The sequence below is a fragment of the Eisenbergiella massiliensis genome, assembly GCF_003435485.1.
Map to the genome: position 1 here is coordinate 285,073 of NZ_QVLV01000007.1, position 25,651 is coordinate 310,723.

General features: G+C 49.1%; 20 protein-coding genes. 2 read left to right on the forward strand and 18 right to left on the reverse strand.

Annotation, left to right across the window (positions count from 1 at the left end; translation table 11 throughout):
• Positions 1–47 precede the first annotated feature (47 nt).
• Both DXC51_RS30020 and DXC51_RS12700 read right to left on the reverse strand, forming a co-directional pair.
• Positions 48–509, reverse strand: a complete 462-nt coding sequence (locus tag DXC51_RS30020; protein ID WP_021639707.1) for a hypothetical protein — start codon at positions 507–509, stop codon at positions 48–50.
• 286 nt (positions 510–795) lie between these two features.
• Positions 796–2,046 (reverse strand): AfsR/SARP family transcriptional regulator, encoded by a 1,251-nt coding sequence (locus DXC51_RS12700; RefSeq protein ID WP_117544723.1) that lies wholly within the window; start codon positions 2,044–2,046, stop codon positions 796–798.
• A 223-nt stretch (positions 2,047–2,269) separates the two neighbouring features.
• Between DXC51_RS12700 and gloA2 the strand changes: the two genes are divergently transcribed.
• A complete protein-coding gene (gene gloA2 / locus DXC51_RS12705; RefSeq protein WP_021639705.1) occupies positions 2,270–2,650 on the forward strand; it encodes an SMU1112c/YaeR family gloxylase I-like metalloprotein in 381 nt (126 codons plus the stop codon).
• A 25-nt stretch (positions 2,651–2,675) separates the two neighbouring features.
• Here the strand turns inward: gloA2 and DXC51_RS12710 are convergent, their stop codons facing one another.
• From DXC51_RS12710 to DXC51_RS12785, 16 genes are all read right to left on the reverse strand, one after another.
• Positions 2,676–3,161 (reverse strand): DUF5680 domain-containing protein, encoded by a 486-nt coding sequence (locus DXC51_RS12710; protein ID WP_117544724.1) that lies wholly within the window; start codon positions 3,159–3,161, stop codon positions 2,676–2,678.
• A gap of 122 nt (positions 3,162–3,283) precedes the next feature.
• Positions 3,284–5,293, reverse strand: a complete 2,010-nt coding sequence (locus tag DXC51_RS12715; protein WP_117544725.1) for a beta-galactosidase — start codon at positions 5,291–5,293, stop codon at positions 3,284–3,286.
• 749 nt (positions 5,294–6,042) lie between these two features.
• Positions 6,043–6,399, reverse strand: coding sequence for a 50S ribosomal protein L20 (rplT, locus tag DXC51_RS12720; RefSeq protein WP_021639701.1), 357 nt, complete (start codon positions 6,397–6,399; stop codon positions 6,043–6,045).
• Positions 6,400–6,421: 22 nt separating this feature from the next.
• Complete coding sequence (rpmI, locus tag DXC51_RS12725) at positions 6,422–6,619, reverse strand: 50S ribosomal protein L35 (protein WP_021639700.1); 198 nt, start codon at positions 6,617–6,619, stop codon at positions 6,422–6,424.
• Between the two features lie 53 nt (positions 6,620–6,672).
• Positions 6,673–7,179: a translation initiation factor IF-3 gene (gene infC, locus DXC51_RS12730; RefSeq protein WP_035324002.1), complete on the reverse strand. Its 507-nt coding sequence runs from the start codon at positions 7,177–7,179 to the stop codon at positions 6,673–6,675.
• Between the two features lie 353 nt (positions 7,180–7,532).
• Complete coding sequence (locus tag DXC51_RS12735; RefSeq protein WP_117544726.1) at positions 7,533–8,573, reverse strand: galactose ABC transporter substrate-binding protein; 1,041 nt, start codon at positions 8,571–8,573, stop codon at positions 7,533–7,535.
• A 14-nt stretch (positions 8,574–8,587) separates the two neighbouring features.
• Positions 8,588–9,556: a sugar ABC transporter substrate-binding protein gene (locus tag DXC51_RS12740; protein WP_102289643.1), complete on the reverse strand. Its 969-nt coding sequence runs from the start codon at positions 9,554–9,556 to the stop codon at positions 8,588–8,590.
• 34 nt (positions 9,557–9,590) lie between these two features.
• Positions 9,591–11,435 (reverse strand): sensor histidine kinase family protein, encoded by a 1,845-nt coding sequence (locus DXC51_RS12745; RefSeq protein ID WP_117544744.1) that lies wholly within the window; start codon positions 11,433–11,435, stop codon positions 9,591–9,593.
• A complete protein-coding gene (locus tag DXC51_RS12750; RefSeq protein ID WP_021639695.1) occupies positions 11,425–13,035 on the reverse strand; it encodes a response regulator in 1,611 nt (536 codons plus the stop codon). Before DXC51_RS12750 ends, DXC51_RS12745 begins: the two co-directional genes overlap by 11 nt.
• 139 nt (positions 13,036–13,174) lie before the next feature.
• Positions 13,175–14,830, reverse strand: coding sequence for an ABC transporter permease subunit (locus DXC51_RS12755; RefSeq protein WP_021639693.1), 1,656 nt, complete (start codon positions 14,828–14,830; stop codon positions 13,175–13,177).
• Positions 14,831–14,845: 15 nt separating this feature from the next.
• Positions 14,846–16,354: a sugar ABC transporter ATP-binding protein gene (locus tag DXC51_RS12760; protein WP_117544727.1), complete on the reverse strand. Its 1,509-nt coding sequence runs from the start codon at positions 16,352–16,354 to the stop codon at positions 14,846–14,848.
• Positions 16,355–16,451: 97 nt separating this feature from the next.
• Entirely contained in the window at positions 16,452–17,783 is a 1,332-nt protein-coding gene (locus DXC51_RS12765; protein WP_021639691.1) for a substrate-binding domain-containing protein, read from the reverse strand.
• Positions 17,784–18,129: 346 nt separating this feature from the next.
• A complete protein-coding gene (locus DXC51_RS12770) occupies positions 18,130–18,441 on the reverse strand; it encodes a DUF1540 domain-containing protein (RefSeq protein ID WP_025491291.1) in 312 nt (103 codons plus the stop codon).
• An 84-nt stretch (positions 18,442–18,525) separates the two neighbouring features.
• Positions 18,526–20,052, reverse strand: coding sequence for a hypothetical protein (locus tag DXC51_RS12775; protein ID WP_117544728.1), 1,527 nt, complete (start codon positions 20,050–20,052; stop codon positions 18,526–18,528).
• Positions 20,053–20,160: 108 nt separating this feature from the next.
• Positions 20,161–22,131: a threonine--tRNA ligase gene (gene thrS, locus DXC51_RS12780; RefSeq protein WP_102289645.1), complete on the reverse strand. Its 1,971-nt coding sequence runs from the start codon at positions 22,129–22,131 to the stop codon at positions 20,161–20,163.
• Positions 22,132–22,133: 2 nt separating this feature from the next.
• The gene (locus DXC51_RS12785; protein WP_021639686.1) at positions 22,134–22,400 is read right to left on the reverse strand and encodes a hypothetical protein; all 267 of its coding nucleotides are present in this window, start codon (positions 22,398–22,400) and stop codon (positions 22,134–22,136) included.
• A 794-nt stretch (positions 22,401–23,194) separates the two neighbouring features.
• Between DXC51_RS12785 and ftsH the strand changes: the two genes are divergently transcribed.
• Entirely contained in the window at positions 23,195–25,012 is a 1,818-nt protein-coding gene (gene ftsH / locus DXC51_RS12795; RefSeq protein WP_021639684.1) for an ATP-dependent zinc metalloprotease FtsH, read from the forward strand.
• Positions 25,013–25,651: the final 639 nt, after the last annotated feature.

A 25,651-nucleotide genomic window follows, 5' to 3' on the forward strand; every position in this document is an offset into this window, starting at 1 on the left:
TTTTTGTTTCTCCTCTCCATTTTTTATAACTCACTAAACAAAATTAATTAATCATCTTTCATTGTTTCATCTCCCAGGGCACTGTCCATGAGCTTCAGCAGCTCAAGGGCGCTCCGGAAATGCTTTGTGACCCCCTTTTCCGTCCAGGATATGGAGCCCTGCCATGTTGCATTCTGCCTGCTGTTTACCCGGACAATGAAGGAAGCTTTACGTCCGACCTGGTTCTTTACGTCCTGTTCATCCCTCATTGCTTCCGCCTCCTCGCCTTTTGCCGACTGTACCTTTCTCGATTTCAGTGTTCTGTCCCGGGTTGATGCCTGAGGAAAATTCAGCCTGTCATATAACGTTTCCATTTCCGTTATCAGCTGCAGCTGATTGGAAAATAAAACGGGGGATTCAGAATAACAGTGATACATTCTGCCCGCTACAAGCTCTTCATTTATCTCATCTATGCAGACACTGACAATGTTTTTGGGTTTTGGTCCGGCCCGTAATGGAGTATTCTGCATAAAGCACCTCCCTTTCGCTGTTAATTTGAGTATAGCGAACCACCTGTAACACCAAGCGTTACATCAGAGGGAATTATGAATTTTTTTTAAAGAGTTTTTAATTTTTTGATTTAACCAGAGAAAATAACAGATAATCAGAATAAAAAGAGCACGGGCATTATACCCTATTCTTTCTCCTGTTTGATATCAGCCGCTTCCACGCTGCATCCACAAAAAAACCGCCCGGATGTTCTCCGGACGGTTATGCCTTTTCCATATCTCTTTATGTATATGCAATTGTTTCCTGTCAGTTCCAAATGGAACCGGCCTGTCTGAACGACAGTTCTTCTCCCGGCCTGTCTTCCTCTACCGCAGGCTGTACCTTATACTCAATAGCAGCACGGGCCTTCAGTCCAAAGCTGAGGAAACGGCTGTCTATCCTGTTCTGGATGACAGAGCTGTCTTCCAGGTGCAGGCCAATCAGCAGAATCAGAAACTGATTGGCTCCGTAACGGGTATAAAAGTCCCCCCTGCGCAGTGAGGAGCCAATTGCCTGTTTCAGCTTTTCCATATATTTTTCCAGCTTGTTCTCATCTGTCAGAGGCTGTCCCTCCCGGTCTACCATGGTGCACAGCATCAGGAAGGCCGCCTGACCGTTCCTTTCCAGCATACGGCATACGATATGATAACAGTCCGTAAAGCCGGGATAGGTGCAGAAATACGCGCCGTATTTCTCCTTTTCCTCCTGCAGCCCATCCTTGATATCCGCTACCACTGCCGCCCTGAACTGAACCTTATCGCTCATGGCATGGAAGCGTTCCATCATCTCTTCCGACGGAGTCAGCCCAAGTTCTTCAAAATAGAAGGAGGTGGCCTTTTCATAAACATCCATGGCTTCCTTGAAACGCTCCATAGACATCAGGCAGTCTATCTGGCCCAGATAAAATTCCTCATACGGATAAATACTGCAGGCCCGGGTACTCAAATCCAGCAGTTCTTCAAACCGCCCTCTGCTTTTCAGAAGCGCCTCCGCTTCCCTGAGACAGTCAAAATACAATTTCTGATATTCCATGCCGGATACGGCTACCCATTCTTCCCCCGCAAGCTCAGGAAGGAACTCTCCCTGATAAATATGGCAGGCTTTTATCAGCAGGGCAATTTTCTCATCCTCGTCCATTTCCTTAAGAGCCAAACCGGCCGTCTCAAGAAAAACTTCCGTATCCAAAACAACGGGCTGTTCCTCCCGATCCCAGAAATAGCTTCCCGCTTTGATTTTAATACAATCTGCATCACCGAAGCATTCCTTCGTTTTCAGATATTTACGGAGCCTGTGAGCATTGACCCGGAGAGTCACGGTCGGATCCTCCAGCTCATCATGTCCGTAAAGCCGGCTGATGAGTTCTTTTCTGGGAATTCCTTCTTTGCCGGCAGCAAGCACACAGATGAGAAGATGTATCATCTTCGTAGTGTTTGCGTAATCCAGAACAACAGGCGTCCCTCCGCAGGAAACTGAAAAACCACCGAACATGTTAATACTGACAGTCCTTTTCTCTTTCATAGATCCTCTTCTTCCATGTCGCAGCTAAATCCATTCAACTGTTTCTAAGTTAAGTATAGAAACAATATTCCGCTTTGTCAACGAAAAGGATGTTGGTAAAAAATACAGAAGCATAGTATAATATACTTAAATTCGGCTATTTCCCGCACTTTCCCTCTGCTGGAAGGCTCCGGATATAACGTGTAAAATCTTTGCCCGATCATAATTATAAAAGGAGAAGCTTATGAAACTGGATACCATACACCATGTTGCGCTGATTTGTTCCGACTATCAGGCTTCCCGGCATTTTTACGTGGATTTGCTGGGTTTTGAAATTATCCGGGAGAATTACCGGGAGGCCAGAGGTGATTATAAGCTGGACCTGAGGCTGGGAGACTGTGAGCTTGAGCTTTTTGCCATCCCCGGCAGCCCGGCGCGTCCAAGCTATCCGGAGGCCTGCGGTTTGAGGCATCTTGCCTTCCATGTTTCCTGCATTGAGGACACAATAAGGGAATTAAACGGGCTGGGGATTGAGACGGAGCCTGTAAGGATCGATGAATTTACCCGAAAAAAAATGACCTTTTTTAAGGATCCTGACGGCCTGCCCCTGGAACTGCACGAATAACCAACATATTGTAAAAAAAGAAGGGCTATGCAACAGCCCCTCCATGAAAAATGCACTCATAAATTTTAACGGTACCATAATAAATTTCTTCCTGTCCCTGAAACCATTCCAAACTGCCGCAGGAAGAACAGTGGTACAGGTATTCGCCTTTCCGGTAAAGCGCAGGGCCCCGGAAAGGCTTTTTTTCATCCACAAGGCCCAGCGCTTCCTTCAGAAAGCCTGTATCGAAGCTGTCGGCCAGCGTGCGGCCGGAATAATTCATTGACCAAATCGGTACCGCTGCCTTTTCCTGCTTTTGCCAGACCGCTTCCTCTCCGGTGAAGAGCCGTCCTCCCAGATACGTGTCCATATAAAAAATAATCTTCTTCCTCATAACGGAAATCATGGGCGCCCGGCCTGCAGGGTTCTTTTTCCTCCCCGCCATTCCCGGCATAGGTCTGCCGCTTCGCCCGAAGCAGGGAATCCACCGCCTGCCATTCTGACAACCTGAGGTTCCCTTTTCATAAAGCATGGGATAGCTCCATAAAGCATGGAATAACGCCTGCACTCTGTCATACCAGAAGCCTTTCTCCGTCCTTACACATAGCTTTCCCGGCCGCCTGATAACAGGCCGCCGGGAAGTTAATGAAAATATTACGCTTCCACAATAAGCAGATCCCAAGGTGCAACGGTCAGGATTTCTCCCTCCGTTACCGCTTTTTGGGAAAACAGCTCCCTGCCGCTTCCTCCGCAGGCACACGCCTTCGCTTCGCCGGAATAGTTCAGATAGTAGGTAATCCGCTTTCCCTTGCCATTCGTTCCTTCTCTGATAACCAGCGGGGATGGGATTTCCTGCTTCCAGGTCCACCAGCCCTTTTCCTTCCATAAAGAAGCCAGCAGAGCCTTCAGATATGCCGGAGAAGTCATACAGCCAAAATAAATCCCCAGCCCCTTACCGAAGTCCTTCCTGGTAACCGCCGCATATTTTTTCCAGGCATAATGATCGTACCCGGAAACCACCTGCGCATCCTCCGTTTCCAGCAGTTCCATGAACAGCTCCGCATTTCTCTCCTCTTCCGTAAGCGCAAAGGAATCTCCCGCCAGCTTCACTCCCGAAGGCGCCGTGAACTGGTGGTACTTCACCCCGAAGCAGTCCCTCAGCAGATACGGCTGCACCTGGGTACGCACCTTCACATTTTCATCGGTAAAAGCGGTTTTAAAGGTGGCTATCACACAGCCTCCCTGTTCGGCGAAATCCCTTATCCTCTTAAGGCAGTCTTCCTGTGCAGAATAAAGTGCTGGCACAAAAAGGACGTCATAGCGCGAAAGCTCTTCCTCCTGCGTGCTCACAAAATCACATTCTATATTCATTTCATACAGCGCATCATAAATCCATCTTACCACATCATTATAATCTGTCCTGTTTGCGCCGTTTCCGGGGAACGGGAACCATTTCAGGGCGGTCAGCGCTTCATTGCTCACCATAATTGCCGCTTTATTTTCCTTTTTCAGATGCAGCAGGCTGGGGCTCAGCTCACGGAACTGCCCACCAATCCGGCAGGCCTCACGGTACACCGCATTTTCCTCAAAATCATGGCTGAGCAGGCCCTTCCAATAGGTTTCGCAGGCATTGTGGATGGAATGCCAGTGCCAGTACATCACAGAATCCGCTCCGCTGGCAAGGTGGCTGAAGGCCTGCAGACGAAGCTGCCCTTCATAAGGCGTCCACTCCGGGAAGCCCTGCGCCTCCGTTTCAATCAGGAAATAATTGTTCTTTTTCAGGGATCTGGTCAGATCGCCGCCAAAGGCAATCTCCTTTCCGGTCAGCTTGTCCTGGCTGGGATGATAGATGTCACAGCCTGCAATGGTCACCGCCTCTGCCGCCTTAAAATGATCCACATCCGGCTGCACCCCATAGGAATAGCCCTTCCAGGCAAAGTCAAAATTATGGGTGATAAACTGGTCCGCCCTTTTGTACTCCCCGACAATCTCTGCCTGGCGTTTCAGGAAATCAGTAACCAGCTGTCTCTGGAACTTCTCAAACTCACAGCCCAGGCTGCCGTTGATGGTTCCCGCCACGCTGGGAAATTCCTCCCAGGAATTAATCCGGTTGCTCCAGTAATCCAGGCCGAAATCATGGTTAAAACGATCCAGGTCTCCCTCGTATTTTTTCCGCATATGACGAACAAACATCTGCTGCACATTTTCACTGCTCGTACCGAAATGCTTTGTCTCATTATCCAGCTGAAAACCGATGACACACCGGTAACCCGCCACAGCCTCCATCAGCCTGCGGATAATCCGTTCCGCAAAAAAACGGTAGGCCGGGTGCGTGATATCCATAATCTGCCTGGCGCCATAAGGCCTTCTGCCGCTCCTGTCCGTAACCATGACCTCCGGATAGGCCTTGGCCATCCATGCCGGAATCGCATAGGTCGGGGTGCCAACGATCACATAAAGCCCCTCCCGTTCGCAGGCATCCAGAACCTTTGTCACATGGGAAAAATCAAACACTCCCTCCTCCGGCTCCTCCGTACTCCAGGTTGACTCCGCGATCCTGATTACATTAATCCCCGCTTTTTTCATCATGCTGATATCCTTATCCAGCCGTTCATAGGGCATATACTCATCGTAATATGCCGCCCCGTATAACAATTCCTCCATAACACAAACCTCCTGTAAATTTTCTGGGCAGTTATTCTGCTTCCATCATATAAAGCTTCCTCCCCGACTGCAAGACGGATATATGTGGTCACCTGTCCACATTTGGGCAAATGCCTTTACCTGCTGGATACGGAAATGGCCACCAGAGTCTATGCGCCGCCTGCGACGCCCCTGTAAAAAGCCTTAGCAATATCTTAACCATCTTTTTTATCTATTTACCCATATACGTGTTATAATATAAATAGAAAGCATACATTTTCCACAAAGAAAGAGGTGTTAATATGGCAGCAGCAATCATTATCGGCTCCATTATAGCTATTGTATGCGGAAAATACCTTCTTACTTTTATTACAATTTACAAAAACTCCGTATCTCCGCACAAACCTGGCTGACAATTCATCTGTACGAAAAAAGCAGACGGCGAAAACCATCTGCTTTTTACTGTATTCTTCGTAACTTTTCCTTCTTAAAATTCTTCTTCGTCTTCGCTTGCAGCCACAGCCGAAACAACGGAAGAAACCGCTGCAACAACAACAGCAACAATAATAATCAATAACATACCGCCCATCAAAAGCAATACTTCCATCTCCCGACGTCCTCCATTTCTCCTTTCGGCCAGGGCCCGGCATTATCTTTCATCGGAGCCTGTCCGCTTTTTTCATTATAACATAACGCAACCTATCCTACAAGAAAAAAAGACTCCGGTTTTCACTCCGGAGCCCTGCAATTTTCTCAGCGAGAAATTACTGTTATGCAATTTTGGACTTTGCCAGCTCTGCAAGCGTAGCGAATCCTTCTGCATCGTTTACTGCCATTTCAGCCAGCATCTTTCTGTTCATATCGATACCAGCCAGCTTCAGGCCGTACATAAATTTGCTGTAAGATAAACCGTTCATTCTTGCTGCTGCATTGATACGGGCAATCCACAGCTGTCTGAACTGACGCTTTCTTTCTTTACGTCCTGCGTAAGAAGAAGTGAGAGCTCTCATAACAGACTGTTTTGCTACTCTGTACTGTTTGGATCTTGCTCCTCTGTAACCTTTCGCAAGTTTTAATACTTTGTTATGTTTTCTTCTGGCACTCATGCCGCCTTTAATTCTTGCCATCTCTTAATTTCCTCCTTACGACTTATAAATACGGTAAAATCTTTTTCATATTCTTAACATTGGTTGCATCCGTAATAGCCGGTTTCCTAAGATTTCTCTTTCTCTTTGTGGATTTCTTAGTTAAGATATGGCTCTTGTAAGCTTTGGATCTTTTTAATTTTCCGGTTCCGGTAACTTTAAAACGTTTTGCAGCTGCTCTGCTTGTCTTCATTTTGGGCATAACAAAATCCTCCTATACTCATTATCCTGAAAAATCTATTTTAACTGTACGTATTAACGCTTTTCAGTTAAAAACATAGTCATTGTACGGCCCTCCACCTTGGGAGCCTTCTCAACTACCGCCACATCCGACAACATCTGTGCAAAATCTTCCAGAATATGTCTGCTTGCCTGCATATGGGCCATTTCACGTCCGCGGAACCGCAGTGTCACTTTAACCTTATTTCCTTTGGTAATGAATTTCTTCGCCGCGGTAACCTTGGTATTCATATCATTGGTATCGATATTGGGAGACATACGGATCTCCTTAATCTCGATTATTCTCTGCTTCTTCTTAGCTTCCTTCTCTTTACGTGCAAGCTCGTATCTGTACTTGCCATAATCCACAATCTTACAAACAGGCGGTTTTGCCGTAGGTGCAATCTTGACCAGGTCAAGCCCCGCTTCCTCTGCCATTTTCATAGCTTCTTTGACAGACATAACTCCTAACTGGGAACCGTCTTCCCCGACCAAACGTATCTCCCTGTCTCTGATCTGTTCGTTAATTAATAATTCGCTAATAGTCTTTCCCTCCTAAGAAACAAAGGATCCGCACCCTCCGTGCGTCCTCAATCTAAAAATAAGCAACTTTCTCCGGCACAGCCGCCGGATAGATAAACCGGAATCACCCGGTTCACCAGCCTTATCCGCCGCATCTGCATAACACACAAAAAAAGCGGATAGTCAGACTATCCACTTGAATTCCCTCAATCCCTGCAGTTTCCTGCCGGTTTCCTGAACCTGTAAACACCTATGAGCCCAATCGCTATAGGGTGAGAGCGGATACTCTGCTTGCCAGTTCTGTACTCACGTACTTGTTTACTTTATCACATACAGACTCTAATGTCAACGCATTTCATTTTATTTTTTATATTTTATTTTCCGGCCTTATTAAGGAACTCCTCCGCATTATCTATGGTAACTTTATAATAAGGAAGATAGATATATTTCCCGTTCTCAAACTCCATTTCCTCCAGCCCTCTCCCGTATACAAGGGAAAACGCCAGCTTTGCCATAGCCGCCGCCTGTCCTTCCTTATCATTATATACGGTCCCGGCCAGCTTTGCATCCATAACCGCCTTCAGCCCCGCGTCCGTGCCGTCAATCCCGAAAAAAACAGGGATAGCGGATTCCGTGATATTCAGCTTCGCATAAGCGTCAATGGCTCCCAGCGCCATATCATCATTATTTGCAAGAACCAGTTCAATTTCATTGGAATGCTGTCCAATCATCTGCATCATCCGGTTCTGGGCCTGCGCCCGGTTCCAGTTGGCGATGCCGTAGCTGAGCTTTTCCAGCTCTATCCCGTTATTTTTCAGCGTGTCCACCGCATTTTCCGTACGGATGATGGAATCCTGGTGCCCAGGCTCCCCTTCCAGCACCACATACTGGATCTTCCCGTCACGGTTGCGGTCCACCCTTCTGTCCGAATGTATCAGCTCAGCCGCAAGCTCCCCCTGCATCACCCCCGACTGTTTCGCTTTTGCCCCTACATAATAAAGCTTCTCCCATTGCATCATATCCTCAGCAACCGGCTCCCTGTTAAAAAATATGACAGGCACATCATTCTCCCTTGCCAGATCAATGATCTCCGATGGATCGGCACGATCCACCAGATTGACACACAGGACATTGCTCCCTTCATCGATCAGCGCCTTCACCTGATCGTTCTGGGTACGCTGGGAACCGGCCGCATCCCGGATCGTCACCGTTGTTTCCGCACCTTCCTCAGACAGCTCATTCAGCTGTTCCTTCAGGCAGTCAAGCAATTCCCCGATAAATACATCGCTTTCATTATAGCATGCCACGCCCACATAAACCTTATCCGGCACGGCCGCCTGCCTGCCGCAGGCTCCCAAAAGCAGCGTCGCCATGAGAATTGGCAGCAATCCCGCACAATATTTCCTAACCTTCATCTAATCCCCTCATTCTACTGGCTCATCGTAAAAATGATTTCCTGATTTTCTTTGGAAAACAGCGTATCCCTGCGAAGGACGGTGTAGGAAACCGTCCGGTCATGCATTTTGTGGAAATAATGTGTAAGAATCTCCGCCGCCTCCGTCAGGCTCTGATAGCCCACATTGAATTCATCGGGCACCACCAGGCAGCCCGCAATCCCCGTATCCAGATAATAGACCGCCTCCGTGGAATTCCCGATTCCATACACCAACGCCCCATGCAGATCATTCGCGGCGGCATATTCTCCGGCCATGGTAAAGCTGTTGTCATCCAGGGCAATCACAAAATCCACAGCCGGCTGATCCTCCAGTAACGCTTCCCCTTCTTCCGAAAATGGGGCTGCAACAGACCAGCTGATACTTGCCTCCGTGTTTTTCAGGGCCTCCAGGAATCCCCTTTTTCTCTCAAGAGCCGCCTGTGAATCCCCTGTTTTAGAGAAAATCCCCAGGACTTTCCCGTCCAGGCTGCCGCTGTAATCCTTCAGCAGCTCCTCCGCCAAAGCGGCTCCCATGGCATATTGGTTCGGCTCTACAACAGGCAGCCGGGAATCCCCTCCGCTCTCAGCCGCCGTCTGCTCTGTCAGCAGCACGGGAATCCGGTTTGCCATTTTCCTCAGCATTTCTTCAGCGCCCGGTACAGGCTGCACGATGACCGCAGCCGCCCCGTTATCTATTTCCCTCTCTATCAGGCTCTTTTCCTCTTCCACTGTTAATGCGCCGCCGGTGCTGACAACAGACATCCTGACCTCCAGATCCTGCTCCGCCATTTTCAGTCCGTATTGGAAGGCCGCCCACTGATTGTCCTCAGAATCCTGGATGATCACAGAAATCCGGTCCAGCTCTTTCCCGTTTTTCTCCCGCACCATGATAAAGGCCACGGCAATCACCATGACGGTCAAAAGGGCTTCAGCCATAATAAACATCTTTTTGCTGTTCTTCATCTCCACCTGCCCCAGAGCGTATTGGCACTCTGCCCTACATCTCCTTGTTCATCATTTCATCCCGGTTGAATATATGCCCCTTCTCCAGAATCTTCCTGTTTTCTTCCGTATACGGAACTGCCGGAAGGCAGACAGAGACAGTGGTGCCCTCATCCGGCTCGCTTTCCACCGAAATACCATACTCTTTTCCAAAAAGGATCTGAATCCGGTTATTTACATTTACAAGGCCGACCCCGGAGCCATGTTTACGGACCCTGCCGCTGTCCGTAAGAAGGAAGCGCACCTCCTCCTCCGACATCCCGATTCCGTTATCCTTCACCGACAGGATGACACTGCCTTCCTGTATCCGTCCTGTCACCCGGATTTCCCCGCAGTCGTCCATGCCGCTGACTCCATAAGCTATGGCATTTTCCAGGATCGGCTGTAAAATCAGCTTTACCGTGCAGCAGGAACATACATCGGGGTCGATGTCAAATACAATGGAAAAGGAATTTTTATACCGCACCTTCTGGATGTTCATATAGCTTTCCGCATGCTGCAGCTCATCCTTTATACTGATTACCGTGCATCCCTGGGAAAGGCTGATCCGGAAGAATTTTGCCAGCTGGGAAATCATGAATACAGCCTCGTCATTCCGTCCGCCTTCCACCATCCACGTAATGGAATCCAGGGTGTTATACAGAAAATGGGGATTAATCTGGCTCTGCAGCGCATCCAGCTCACTTTTCCTTCTTTCATTCTGTTCCTGGACGCTCCTCTTCATGAGCGTTTCTATTTTTTCATAGGAGCTTTGTATGGAATGTCCCAGGTATCTGATTTCCGAAGAGCCGCCTATATAGATTTCCGGCTTTCCTCCCGCCTCATAGCCCATAACCGAATCATTCAGCCTGCATATCGGGCTGGATATCCTGACCGAAACCACCCGGTAAATAATTACAAGGGTCATTACCATCAGCAGCATAAGCATGACGATAAAATACCGGACATTAATCATGCCGTGGGTAAATGTGGAATCGGGAATCACACCGACCAGCTTCCAGCCGGTATAGCTTATGGTATTTACAATTACCGTCCTGCGCTCCCCTTCAAAGGTTTCCTCGCAGACGCCATCCCTGTATTTTGCAGCCGCCGCGCTGTTTTCGCTCGCAATCCCGTCGCTTATCTGAATCTGGCGCGGATGGTAGATAATCTGCCCGTTGCTGTCGCACAGATAATAATACTGCCCGTTATTTAACGTATTGATCTGCCTCATCATACGGGAAATGCTGAAATAATCCATATCCACAAGCAATACGCCTATCTGCGGATCCCCGTGTATGGTAAACTCCGCAACCCGGCTCAGGGAAATCACCCAATAATAACGGAGCGTGCCATCGTCAAACAGGTTCTGGATATGAGGCGTGGAAAAATGCATGTTTTCCATTTTCTCCATGGCCTGTATATACCAGCCCTGCCTGGTGACGTTGGGATCCTCCTTCTGGCTGGCAACCGGCTCCGCCGCAATCAGGCTCCCGCTGCCATTGTACACGGCAATGCTGCGCAGATTCCCCTTGTTGGCCTCGTATAAAAGATCCATTCCCTGCTGAATCACATCGCTCTGATCGGAAAAGTCATTCTCTTTTATGACATTATAATAGACCGCATCCGAAATCTGCCGCATGCTGACCAGGTAATCCTCCAGATTTTCCCCTGCCTGCTCCATCAGCTTTTCTGTACTCTGTATCGTTTTCCCCCGGGACAGGGTAGAAAACCTGAAGTACATCACAATTCCCAGGATCAGCATAATTGAAATGGATATTACGGAAAACACCAGCATAATTGTGGATTGAATCCCTCTGGACTTATTTTTTTTCATACGCCGGAAATATTTATTTCTCACATGAGCCATGCTCCATTCTGTACTTTGAAGGGGATACGCCGAACCTCCGTTTAAACACATAGCTGAAATAATTGGGATCGGTATAACCTACGTTCTTTGCAATGATATAGCTTTTTTCATTTGTTTCAATCAGCATCCTTGACGCCCGATCCATCCGGTATTCCGTCAGATAGCCAATAAAGGAGTTTCCCGTCTCCTTCTTAAAAACAGTGGAAAAATAGGAATTGGACACGCCCAGAATCTCGCAGATATTATCCAGTGAAAATTCTTCATCCGAATAATGGCTGCCCACATATTCCTTTGCCTTAAATACAAAGGACTGGGTTGATTTGCTCCGCGCGCTGATTAAAGTTTCCCGAAACAAAAGACAGATGCCGATAAGCCATGCCAGCAGCGCCTCCGGTTCCAAATCCAGAAGCCGCAGGTACAGATTCCTGATATTCCCGGCAAAATCCGGGACATCAATATCATTATTCACCGCAAATCTGTACAGGGCGCTTATCAGATCCATCAGGGCAATATGATACTGCTGCAGGGATTGGGCCGGGCAGGATATATGCTTCATATAGCGCTTGACCGCTCCCACGATATCCTCCTTGGAATTCAGGCGGATCATGCCGAACAGGCTAAACAGCTCCGTATCAGGCGTGCCGTCCGGTTTGCTTATTTCGTGAGGCGCAATCTCCTTCATATTGATGGCCCTGGAAACGCCGTAGATAACCCGGTAAGAAACAGCTTCCCTCGCGCTGCTGTAGGACTGGGATAAACCGGTGAGACGCTCACAGACCTGTCCGATCCCCACAGTGACAACCGCGCCAATGATACGCCGTGCATATCTGCAGAACCTGTCGCATTCATCCGTCAGCTCCGGCACTTCATTTTTACTCTGAAGCTGCGCAATTAAAACTGTGTTTTCCAGATAGGAAAAGCATTTTGCCTGCCATTTTTCTCCCAGATGCTCCCTGGCCTGCTTCTGGACGGAAGCGGCCAGCAGCAGCGGATTCATGTTCTCCGGCACCTGGCTGGAGGATGTGTGCACCACAAGACAGCAGTAAAAAGGTCCCTCAAAGGAAATCTGATAATTGGACAGATATCTGGGGATTTCCTCCTCGCGCAGCCTGCCCTCAATCAGCGTGGAATAGAAGTTTGCCTGCAGGAACGGAAGCGAATCCATATAGTACTTCTGCAGGACCGCCGCGTTGCGCTTTTCACTGATTTCCTGATCCAGCTTTATTTTCAGCTGGGTGAAAACATTGATGAGCTCCGTAGAGTTTACAGGCTTGAGAATATATTCCTCCACCTCCAGATGGACGGCCTCTTTTGCATATTCAAACTCATCAAAGCCTGTGAGGAAAAGGATTTTGGTGGTGGTAAACTCCGCCTTAATGCGTTTTGCCAGCTCCATGCCGTCCATATAAGGCATTTTGATATCCGTCAAAACCACATCCGGCTGAAACTCCTCCACCATTTCCAGCGCCTTGACACCATTGTTGGCAAATCCGATGACGGAGAAGCCCAGTCCCTCCCAATTAATTTTCCTTCTGATGGCCTTGATGACCTCTTCCTCATCGTCCGCCAGAAGCACCGTATATGTATCCATATTTATTCTCCATATGCATGTATCCGGGCGCCGCATTTTTCCTTACTATGATTATAACAAATGCCAAAAGGTATGTAAATGCGGGAGCCATGCACAAAAGAGCCAGAACTGCTTCCGGCTCTCTTTGCAATATCAGGCACTATTTTTTCTGTACATACTTCAGGCAGTCAAGGGTGACTGCAGTAATGATGATGATACCTTCAAATACGAACTGAAGGTTTGTATCAATTCCAAGGATGGTAAGGGAGTAAATGAGCACTGTAAAAATAAGCACGCCGACTACCACGCCCGAAATCTTGCCGATGCCGCCGGTAAAGGATACGCCGCCGACCACGCAGGCCGCGATGGCATCCATTTCCCAGCCCTGGCCATAGGCTGCCGAGCCGGAACCCACCATTCTTGCACATTCAAGCCATGAACCGAAGCCGTAAAGGATACCGGCCAGGATGAATGCCCCCATAGTCACGCCGAACACCGAAATGCCGGAAACTGCCGCCGCTTCCGGATTTCCGCCCACTGCATACAGATTTTTGCCGAAGGTGGTCTTATTCCAGATAAACCATACGATGGCAATGGCCGCCACCGCCCATAAAATAATTGTGGGGAAGCCATTGAGCCTGGGAATGATCACCTTGGGAATGGAAGGTTCGATGGCGCCGAAGGACACGCCCTTTGTGGCATATGTAACAAGGCCGAAAATCACAAGCATATTTGACATCGTGGAAATAAAAGGATGCATTTTGAATTTGGCGGTAAAGAAGCCGCCGATGGCTGTAAAAAATGTGCAAAGAAGAATACACATTATCAGCGCAAAAATCACTCTCAGGCCCAGGGGAACGCCCGTAAAGTCAAATACATGGCCGAACACCGCGCCTGTGTTGATTCCCTGATGCATGATGATGGTTGCCGTCGTCATCCCCATGCCAACCATACGCCCGATGGAAAGATCCGTCCCGGTCAGCAGGATCAGGCCGGCAACGCCCAGGGCAAGGAACATTCTGGGAGAAGCCTGCTGGAGAATGTTCAAAACATTGTTATAGGTAAGCAGGGGAACATGCTTTACAAAGGGCGTAACTATACACAGGCCGATAAAAATCAGGATAATCGCGATATACAGGCCGTTCTGCAGCAGGAATGTCCTTCGGTTAAAGGTATATTTGTAATTCTCCCATTTCTGCGCCCGCATCTGCATAAAAGTAAATTTAGACATTCGCAGCATATCGATCAGATGATATTTCCAGACAATTGCCGCATGCCTTCTGTCCTTGATCTGCGCAAGCTCTTTTTCCAGCTCCATTTTAGCATCGAATCGGAGATTTTTATAAACATACTTTTCGTTTTTTATTTCCTTATGATCGGTAAGCTTTGCCAGGGTTTTTTTATGCTCCTGCTCAAGCTTTGCAATATTATCGGCATATTTTTTCTGCGCGGCCACATATTCCTGTGAGCAGCTTTCTTTCACCGCCTGATAATAGTCCTTGTTAAAATGGGCCTTCAGATATCCTTCCGCATCGGCAATTAACTTGGAGATTTCTTCCTTATTCTTTGCTTCCACCGCTTTTGCTTTTAACATCTCAGACTTGATTTCTTCAGTCTGTGCTGTTTTTTCTTCCTTCGTAAGGCCATGATCTCTCTTTATTGCGTCAATTTCACTCTGAAGGGAAACCACCCTGTTTGATCCATCCACTCTGAGACTGTCAATCTTTTCCTGGATTTCACCCACATAATCCTCAATTGGCTTACGCAGCTGCATTTCCTGTTCCGCCGTAAGGGTTTTATTATTTTCATTATCCATATCACAATCTCCCCTTTATAGGTATTTTGCACTGAGTCTCAACAGCTCTTCCTGGTTTGTCTCTTTTGTATTCACAATTCCTGAAAGACGTCCGTTCGACATAACGCCGATACGGTTGGTGATTCCCAATATCTCCGGCATTTCAGAAGAAACAACAATAATTGTCTTTCCCTGCTTCGCCATATTGATGATCAGCTCGTATATTTCGTATTTCGCACCCACATCGATTCCTCTTGTAGGTTCATCCATCATGAACACCTTGGGTTCCCGCTCCAGCCATTTCCCAAAGATAACCTTCTGCTGGTTGCCGCCGGAAAGGCTGGAGATCATGTCATCCGGCCCCATACATTTGGTATGCATGATTCTGATTTCATTTCCGGTGGCCTTTATCATCTTCGCATTGGAAAGAGCCACACCGCTTTTATATTGTTCCAGGTTTGCAATCGTGGTATTAAAGGTCAGATCCCCCTTCAGGAAAAGCCCGTTGGCCTTTCGTTCCTCGGTAATCATGGCAAACCCATGCTCCATGGCCTCTTTTGCGCTGCTGAAATTCATAAGGCGGTTATTGAAATATACCCGGCCCGCCGCCCTGGTGCGGACCCCGAAAATCGTTTCCAGCAGCTCCGTACGCCCTGCGCCCACCAGCCCGTACAGGCCGAAAATCTCTCCTTCCCTTACGTCAAAGGAAACATCCTGCAGATGCGGTTCGAATTTAGTGGACAGGTTCCGGATGGATAAAACCACCCCTTTGGGGACATTGTCCACCGGCGGAAAACGATTATCAAGCGAACGGCCTACCATGGCCGCAATCAGCTCGTTCATATTGGCATCGCTGGTTTTCTTCGTCATAACCAGGTTGCCGTCACGCAGTACCGATATCTCGTCACAGATCTCAAAAACCTCATCCATTTTATGAGAAATATAAATCAACGCGATCCCCTGTTTTTTTAACATCCTCATCATCCCGAAAAGCTTATCGACTTCCTGCACAGTCAGGGAGGATGTAGGCTCGTCAAGAACAATCACTCTGGAATTATAGGAAATAGCCTTGGCAATTTCACACATCTGACGCTGCGACACGGACATATTCCGCATGGGCTGCGTAAGATTTACGGTCATACCCAGCTTCCGGAAAAGATCGGAAGCCTCTTTTTTCATTCTGCCTTCATCAATTACACCCATGGAATTCACCGGATAACGTCCGAGAAACAGATTATCAACCACATTCCGTTCCAGGCACTGGTTCAGTTCCTGATGAACCATGGCAATCCCGTTCTCAAGCGCATCCTTGGGACCGGAAAAGCTCACTTCCTTCCCATTCAGGAAAATGGTCCCCTCATCCTTCTGGTAGGTACCGAACAGGCACTTCATCATGGTTGACTTTCCGGCGCCGTTCTCACCCATAAGGCCCATGACGGTCCCGTTCCTTACATCCAGGCTGATGCGGTCCAGAACCCTGTTCCGGCCGAAGGACTTGCTCATACCGCGTATTGATAAGACGATATCATCTTTCTTATCTGCCATATTTTTTACTCCTCTGCTATAACTTCCCAAAAGAGGTTATTAGGGAGAATTTCTTCTCCCTAATAACCTGCCTGCACGGCTTTCATTTCCATGAGTTTTACTGATCGAGCAGGCTTGTATAAGACGCCGCGTTGTCTGTTTTAACCATATTGATGGCAAATGCATCATACTGGCTGGGATTGCCCAGACGGTTGGTAATATTGGATTCTGTCTGTCCGTCACCGCCGATGTAATCAACATCCAGGTTGAGGAGCTTATCATACTTCTGAAGAAGCGGCTGATAGGTGGATCCAAGGAAGTTATCGGAAGAATTATAAATATTCAGCCATACCTTCTTTACAGGGCTTGTAGCCTCATCCAGCTGATTGGATACCGGCGCATAAACCATGGTGGAATCCATATAATCCTTATAATTGTCAGCAGTAACAGCCACGTTCAATGCATAATAGGAACGCTCATCTTCCCTGTATACATATACGTCATCACTGAGCACATTTCCCGCCGCATCCGCTGTGGCGATGCCTGTGTTAATATCCACTCCGTCAAGCGCATTACGCAGGACACGAAGCGTCAGATAAGCCTGAACATCCGCATGCTGGCTGATGGTTCCGCCGTAGCCCTCTGCGATAGCGGCCACTGCGTCGCTGTTTGCATCATAACCAAAGGTAGGAACCTTGTTGTCCTTAGACCAGGCGTTAAACATTGACATGCCCATTCCGTCATTATTGGAAACAACGATATCAATCTGATCGCCGAAGGAAGAAGACCAGGTGCCGATGCCGTTGCCGGCTGTTGCTGCATCCCATGTCGCTCCTGCGGAATTCTTCATTTCCTGGGAAGCCAGTTCGCGGACAACGTAAGTCTTGCCGTTCACTTCCAGGGTTCCATCCTGTACGGCCGACGCCGTGCCGTCTGTATTGGTTCCCACCGGTTCGCTGTTGATGTTGCCGTCTTTGTCAACAGCTGTGCCAAGAGCCTTGCGGACGCCTCTTGTACGTGCGATGGAGTCATTATGTCCGATATCGCCGATGGCCAGCACATAGCCGATGGTTCCGTCGCCGTTACGGTCAATAGTATCAATGTTCTTTTCGATATAATCTTTTACCATGGTACCCTGAAGCTCCGCACCCTGGTTGGCGTCAAAGCCTACATAATAAGTATCTTTGTTGTAATTCAACGCTGTCATGTCAAGCTGGCCTGTGGCGCTGCTGGAAGGCTGGCGGTTAAACCATACCAGCGGCTTGTCCTTGTTCGCCATCGTCCCTGTGTCGGCCGGCGCCGCTTCTGCCGGTGTTGTTGCCGCAGCAGCTGTCGTTTCCTTTCCCGCAGCCGGTGTATCAGCCGCCGCAGGTGTTTTGCTGGCACCGCATGCGGCCAAAGACAGCCCCATCAGTATTGCCATTGTCATGCACCCCAATTTTCTCTTCATATTTTTCTCCCTTCTGTTTGACACGCTTCTTTGTATTTGTCAATATGGATAGTTTATATGATATTTATCCAGTATTATATAGAATATTTTTCGATTATCATTGAAATTTCTATTTTTATTCAACGCATATGCTGCAAATATAACATTTTTATTCATTTTTTATAAGCATTATCTATAATGTAACAATTCTGATTAAAGCAACAAAAAAAGCGGGAAAACGCACAATGATACGTTTTCCCGCTTCTGCTTTTATATCCTGCAAAAACCGGTGAAAATAAATGCTGCCGCCTCAGTCGGCATTAATCAGCTCCCTCCATGTAAGCGCAGGGATAATATCAGTTACAGCTTATCTTTCCTTAAAGGTAGCACAGGCTGTCTCACCGCAGTCACAGGCGCCGCAGCCCTTGATGTCTACATGCTCCGCATAGCACTTGTAATTTGTGTTATACACACATTTTACAGCTTCGCAGTCGATGCTGATAGTCCTGCAGGGATTCATGGCGTTGGATGCGGACTCGCCGGTCCTGTCCTTGAAGCTTTCGCAGCAGGTATCGTTTTCCTTCTGCGCTTCCTTGCCTCCTACCATAATATCGCCCTTGCAGCAGCACTTGTCATTATTATAGGTACAATTTTCTACTACACATTTCAATTCTGCCATTTTTGGTTGCCTCCTGAAAAATCATATCAAAATAAACCTGTTTTATGGTTTCAGAATTATTTTGTCTTTTTTTCAGGATTTTATTCATGGCTGCCGGCCCAGACGGTATATATTGAACCAGTAGCGTTCCAGCAGGCAGCTGTCCGCAGTCTCCACGGACTTAATTCCCCGTTTCTGCCATTCCTTAAGGATTCCGTCCCTGGCAAGGCCGCTGCCGATGAACCACACAGTTTTTCCGCTCTCCAGCTGCTGATCTATCCATTCCTCCCCGGACACGGCATATACTCCCGGGAACATCTCCCTTATCAGCGTTTCCGGCGTTCCTCCGTACAGATAGCTTTCCCTGGGAAGATACCAGCCGGTTACGGCCTGCACCTGGTCAAAATTAAACAGGACGATATCCTCCGCCCCTATTTTGGCCAGCTCCTCTTCGGTTCTCGTCATCTGTTCTTTTTTCATCACCTCTCCCTGCACAAAGGCGGAATAATCAGCCGCCCCTACAAAGAGAAGCACCAGCAGCGAAGGCACCAGCACCAGAGCCTTCTTCTGCCTGCTCAGGAAATAGGAAAAACAGAACCAGTAGCAGCCCGCCGCAGGAAGCATATAGCGGTAAATGAAAACCGGCCTCATCAGGAAAGACACCGCAATCCCGAAAAGCGCAGTCCCCGCCAGCACGCAGAGTCCCAAAAAAGCATATCCGTCCCGTCCCGGATTTCGTTCCCTGTCCTTACGCTTTAAAAACGCATGGATAAGAAAAGCCGCCAGCAAAGCAAAAAGGACCACCGCCAGGCCGTAATCCAAAAGCTGATACCCGGTGGAGGGCTTCAGCATGAATTTTACGCAGCCGCCGAAGCAGCTTAAGGTCAGCGGAAGAATCCAGTAGCTTTCCCGCACCTGGGACACCTGGGAAACGGCCGCGGGCAGCCAGGGCAGATATGCCAGTACGGAGATTCCCGCACAGAACAGCCATACCAGCAGATACTTCACCCGTTCTTCCTTCTTCTTAACGGACAAAAGCACAGCCACGCCCACATACAGCGCCGCCGCCGCAACCGCTGCAAAATAATGGGTATAGGCCGCTGCGATCCCATAAACAGTGAAGGCGGCCAAATGCCTTTTCCCGCCTCCCTCCAGAAGCTCTCCCGCATGCAGGAATGCCGCCGTAATAAAAAACAGGGCAAAGCCGTACATCCTGATTTCCGTCGTATAGTTAGCCATCTGCGGCATCGCCAGGATGCAGAAGGAAAAAAGCCCTGAACAAAGCCAACCGTATTTCTTCCTTATAAGAGTCAGGGAATACCCCAGCAGCGCCAGATAAGGCAGCACGGAAACCACCTTGCAGATAATTACGGCATCCGCCCCCGGCGCAAATAAATGCACCAGCTCCACAGCAGCCTTTACCATCAGATAATAAAGCGGTGGGTGAACGTCCCTGGCCGCAAGCGAAATCATCCGCCCCACCGGCTGGGAAACGAAGCCCACCGTAAAAAGCTCATCATACCAGATATCGCTGCTGAAGCATAAAAACAGACTGCAGCAGGCCATTCCCAGGGCGCACACAGACAGCAGGATACCTGCTGTCTGCCGCCATGTCTTTTTTTCATTACTCATCTATCCGTCTCCGTCATACCAGGAACCAGCCGGGAAAAAACCGCCGCAGATGCGCCGTGCGGATTTTTCCCGGCTGTAAAAATCACTGCCGTTGCCAAAAGGGATGGCTTATTTTGCAGGCTTTCCGTCCTCTGTCACCGTTATTTTACGGATTTCCTTCGTCCTGATTTCCCTGCAGATATCATTGATAAAGGTATCCAGAGGCTTCACGCCCTCATCGCCGGCAAAACGGCTTCTTACGGAAACCGTGCCGTCTTCCTCTTCCTTCTGTCCCACCACAAGCATATAAGGCAGCTTGTCCAGTCTCGCCTGGCGGATCTTATAACCGATTTTCTCGGAACGGCTGTCCACCGTGCTTAAAATACCGTTATCCTTCAGCGCTGCGTTCACCTTCTGCGCGTATTCCTCATATTTTTCAGAAATAGGAAGCACACGCACCTGCTCCGGGCACAGCCAGGTGGGGAACTTGCCTTCGTATTTTTCAATCAGCCAGGCCAGCGTTCTTTCATAGCAGCCCATGGAGGTTCTGTGAATGATATAAGGACGCTTCTTCTCCCCATTGGCATCAATATAAGTCATATCAAAACGCTCTGCCAGGAACATATCCAGCTGGATGGTGATCATGGTATCTTCCTTGCCATACACGTTCTTTGCCTGGATATCCAGCTTCGGTCCGTAGAAGGCCGCTTCGCCGTCTTCTTCCGTAAACTCAATGCCGATATGATGGAGAATATCACGCATCATATTCTGCACATAATCCCAGGTTTCCTCATCGCCCAGATATTTATCCTTATTATTGGGATCCCACTTGGAAAGACGATAGGTCACATCCTCCTCCAGGCCCAGCGTGGTCAGGCAGTATTTTGCCAGATCCACACAGCCGCGGAACTCTTCCTCAATCTGATCCGGCCTTACGATCAGATGGCCCTCGGAAATGGTGAACTGACGCACACGGGTAAGCCCGTGCATCTCTCCTGAATCCTCATTCCTGAACAATGTGGAAGTCTCTCCGTAGCGGCAGGGCAGATCACGGTAGGATTTCTGGCTCTGCTTGTATACATAATACTGGAAAGGACAGGTCATGGGGCGGAGGGCGAATACTTCATCCTCCTTTTCCTCATCTCCCAGCACAAACATGCCTTCTTTATAATGATTCCAGTGGTCGGAAATAATATACAGATCCTTTTTTGCCATCAGAGGAGTCTTGGTCCTCATATAGCCTCTCTTCTCCTCTTCATCCTCGATCCAACGCTGCAGCGTCTGAATCATCTTGGCCCCCTTGGGCATCAGAAGCGGAAGTCCCTGTCCGATAACGTCAACCGTTGCGAACAGCTCCATATCCCGTCCCAGCTTATTATGGTCACGGTTCTTGATATTATCCAGATATTCCAGATACTCGGCCAGCTCCTCCTTGGTATTGAAGGCTGTTCCGTAAATTCTCTGAAGCATGGTTCTGTTGGAATCCCCTCTCCAGTAAGCGCCTGAAGAAGAGGTCAGCTTAAAGGCCTTGATCCCCTTGGTGCTCATCAGATGCGGCCCTGCGCACAGATCCGTGAAATCCCCCTGCTTATAAAAGGAAATCTCCGCATCCTCAGGAAGATCCTGGATCAGCTCCACCTTATAAGGCTCGCCCTTCTCTTCCATAAAAGCAATGGCTTCCTGTCTGGGAAGGGTGAAACGCTCCAGCTTCTCACCCTGCTTGATGATTTTCTTCATCTCAGCTTCCAGCTTATCCAGATCCTCCCTGGAAAAAGGCTCGTGCTCAAAATCATAATAAAAGCCGGTATCAATACTTGGCCCGATAGCAAGCTTGGCTTCAGGGAACACATGCTTCATCGCCTGAGCAAGCACATGGGAAGCCGTATGGCGGACCACAGTCAGCCCTTCCTTATCCCTGGCCGTCAGGATCGCCAGCTCGCAATCCCCGTCAAGCACCGTGCGCAGATCCTCCACCTTCCCGTTCACCAGCCCCGCGCAGGCCGCCCTTGCCAGACCCTCGCTGATATCAGCCGCAATCTCAATAATACTTTTGCTCTCCGCATATTCCTTTACGGAACCGTCTTTTAATGTGATTTTCATTTTTACGCATTTTCTCCTTTGTTCTCTTTCTCATCCTCCCCGGTAATCACATCATTACCGGCAATAATCAGGCCCCTCTTAATCGGCGCCCAGATAAAACCTATGATAACCCCTGCCATCAGAAAAACCGCCAAAAGCAGAGACATCTCTGTTTTCGTCAGCCCTGAAGGCTCCTTCATCAGCTTCTTCACAGAATCCGCGCCCTCACGCACCGACTCCTTCACCTCAGCCAGATTCAGATACTCAGAAATCCCGCTCAAATTACTCATACAAAATCTCCTTTCCTACACAGCCGGCCCCGCACCTGCGCTTTCCCGCGCCGGCACTGTCCGCCGGCAACTCCACCGGCACCCCGCTGGCAACTCCGCCAACAAAAACAGAACCGCCTCCCGGCGGCCCCTCTCCAATCCCAAGACCGGACGCTCCTGCAACGAAAAAACAAAACCAATACCTAGCTGTATTGTATGCTACTTCCCCCCGGATGTAAAGTACTTTTTCCCCACCATGCAACTGTTCACTCCATGACCAGTAACCTCACATTTACCGCCCTATTCCATCCCCCGCCTACCCTCCAATGCCCTCAAGTCCTTAATGCCCTTATTAAGTCCTTAACGCCCTTATTGCCCTTTCTCCCTCACTACACTGCCAGGGAAGCAGTAGAGGCGGACAGGGGTTTGGGGCGGAGGTTTTTGCGGGAGGGAGAGGGACGGGCGGATGCCTTTTTTCAGCTTCCGTTTTCAGTCCATGGAGATGAGACTTAAAATTATGGAAGGCACACCTGACATAATTTTTGCCCAAGGCTCATCGCAATGCCCGGACTGACCGGAAGCAGAAAAAAGGCATCCGCCCGCCCCTCTCCCTCCCGCAAAAACCTCCGCCCCCCAAAACCCCTGTCCGCCTCTCCTGCTTCCCGTCCCCCCTTCATGAAAAGACTCTAAAATTTATGAAATAATGCTATCTTTGGTTGACTTCCGCAAAATCCGGTATATATAATTACTGTTATAAGGATAAGAGTAACTAAAGAGAACCGGAACAAGTTACTGATAAAAAGGAGCGCAAAATTATGCAAGAAGCCAAATCACCAAAGAAACCACTACTCTACTATTACTGTATTGCCATGCTTGTCCTTCTGGTCCTGAACGCCTTTCTTTTTCCCAGGCTCATGTCTGCCCAGGTAGAAGAGGTCGGCTACAACACCTTTCTTGAAATGATGGAAAAGAAAGAAATCGCCCAGGTACAGATTGAAAGCAACCAAATTGTATTTGCGGACAAAAATTCACCCACCGGTTTCTATAAAACAGGCCCTATGGAAGATCCTTCCCTTGTGGACCGGCTTTATGCATCCGGAGCCACCTTCGGCACGGAAATTGTAAAACAGCAGTCCTTCCTCGTCACCTTCCTGCTGACCTGGGTTCTGCCCCTCGTTGTAATGATAGCCATCGGCCAGTTCCTGATGCGCAAAATCATGAACAGCGGAGGCGGCGTCAATTCCATGGCCTTCGGAAAAAGCAACGCCAAGGTATACGTCCAGTCCGAAACAGGCATCAAATTCGCAGACGTGGCCGGCGAGGACGAAGCCAAAGAGGTGCTCTCCGAACTGGTAGACTACCTCCATGATCCCAAAAAATATCAGGAAATCGGCGCATCCATGCCCAAAGGCGCCCTCCTTGTAGGCCCTCCCGGAACCGGAAAAACCCTGCTCGCCAAGGCGGTGGCCGGCGAAGCCAACGTTCCCTTCTTCTCCATTTCAGGCTCTGAATTCGTGGAAATGTTCGTAGGCGCCGGCGCGGCCAAGGTCAGGGACCTGTTCAAGCAGGCCAACGAAAAAGCCCCCTGTATCGTCTTCATCGATGAAATTGATACCATCGGCAAAAAACGTGACGGCGGCGGCTTTTCAGGAAATGACGAACGGGAACAGACACTGAACCAGCTCCTTACAGAAATGGACGGCTTCTCCAGCAACAATGGTGTCCTCATCCTGGCCGCCACCAACCGTCCCGAATCCCTGGATCCCGCGCTCCTGCGCCCCGGCCGTTTCGACAGGCGTGTGCCGGTGGAGCTTCCCGATTTGAACGGCAGGATTGCCATACTGAAGGTTCACGCCCAGAAAGTAAAGCTGGGTGACAATGTAGATTTTGCCGCCATCGCCAGAATGGCCGCAGGCGCTTCCGGCGCCGAACTGGCCAACATGGTCAACGAAGCCGCCCTGAGCGCAGTCCGCGCAGGACGCCGCTTCGTCACCCAGACTGATTTGGAAGAAAGCGTGGAAGTAGTCATTGCCGGCTACCAGAAAAAAGACCGTATCTTAAGCGATCGGGAAAAAATGATCGTTTCCTATCACGAAATCGGCCACGCCCTCGTTGCCGCCAGACAGACCAACTCCGCCCCTGTCACCAAAATCACCATTATCCCCAGGACCTCCGGCGCGCTGGGCTACACCATGCAGGTGGATCAGGGCGAACACAACCTGCTGAGTAAGGAAGAACTGGAAAATAAAATCGCCACCTTCTGCGGCGGCCGCGCTGCGGAAGAAATCATCTTCAACAGCATCACCACCGGAGCCTCCAACGACATCGAACAGGCCACCAAGCTGGCCCGCGCCTGCATCACCCGCTACGGCATGTCAGAAGACTTCGACATGGTGGCCCTGGAAACCGTCACCAACCAATACCTGGGCGGTGACACCTCCCTGGCTTGCTCAGAACATACCGCAGCAGAAATCGACAGGCTCGTCGTAGCCATGGTCAAAAAAGAACACGCCAAGGCCTGCGACATCCTCCGCAGCAATATAGGGAAACTCCATGAACTGGCCAAGTTCCTCTACGAAAAAGAAACCATCACGGGGGATGAATTCATGGCTATCCTGGATGGGGATGTGTAAGGAATAATTTTGTTTGTTGGCAGCCCTCCCAGCCCCGCAGCGTCAGCTAACCGGGCCGTGTCCTGGCTCCCGGGATGAGAAGGCTCTGGCGGGGGATGGGGAGGGTATTTTTCATTTACCAGTCAGACCGGGCATTGCGATGAGCCTTGGGCGAAAAATTATGTCAGGTGAGCCTTCCATAATTTTTAAGTCTCATCTCCATGGTCTGAAAAGGTAAATGAAAAATACCCTCCCCATCCCCCGCCAGAGCCTTCTCATCCCGGGAGCCAGGACACGGCCCGGTTAGCTGACGCTGCGGGGCTGGGTGTATTGTAACAAATATAATTATTTTTATATATCCAGGATATGCAATGAAGACAGAACAGCTTATTGGTTGCTGCAAATTATTTTTAGTTTTTATGAAGGGCTATGCCGTCATTAGGAAGGGTAACTGGCCTCGAAAATTTTTGCGGCTATTCATTTACAGTTATACGCAGCGAAAGGGGATTCTGAGTTCGCCTTTCCGGTTGTAATAGAGAAAGGGGTAAGCTGGCCTTTCAAGCTTTTGTTATTGCTCATCCACAGTCGTATGCAGCGATAGGGGAACCTGAGCGTGGCTTTCCGGCTTAGGCAGAGGGGGAGGGGCTGTGGTTTTGGCCC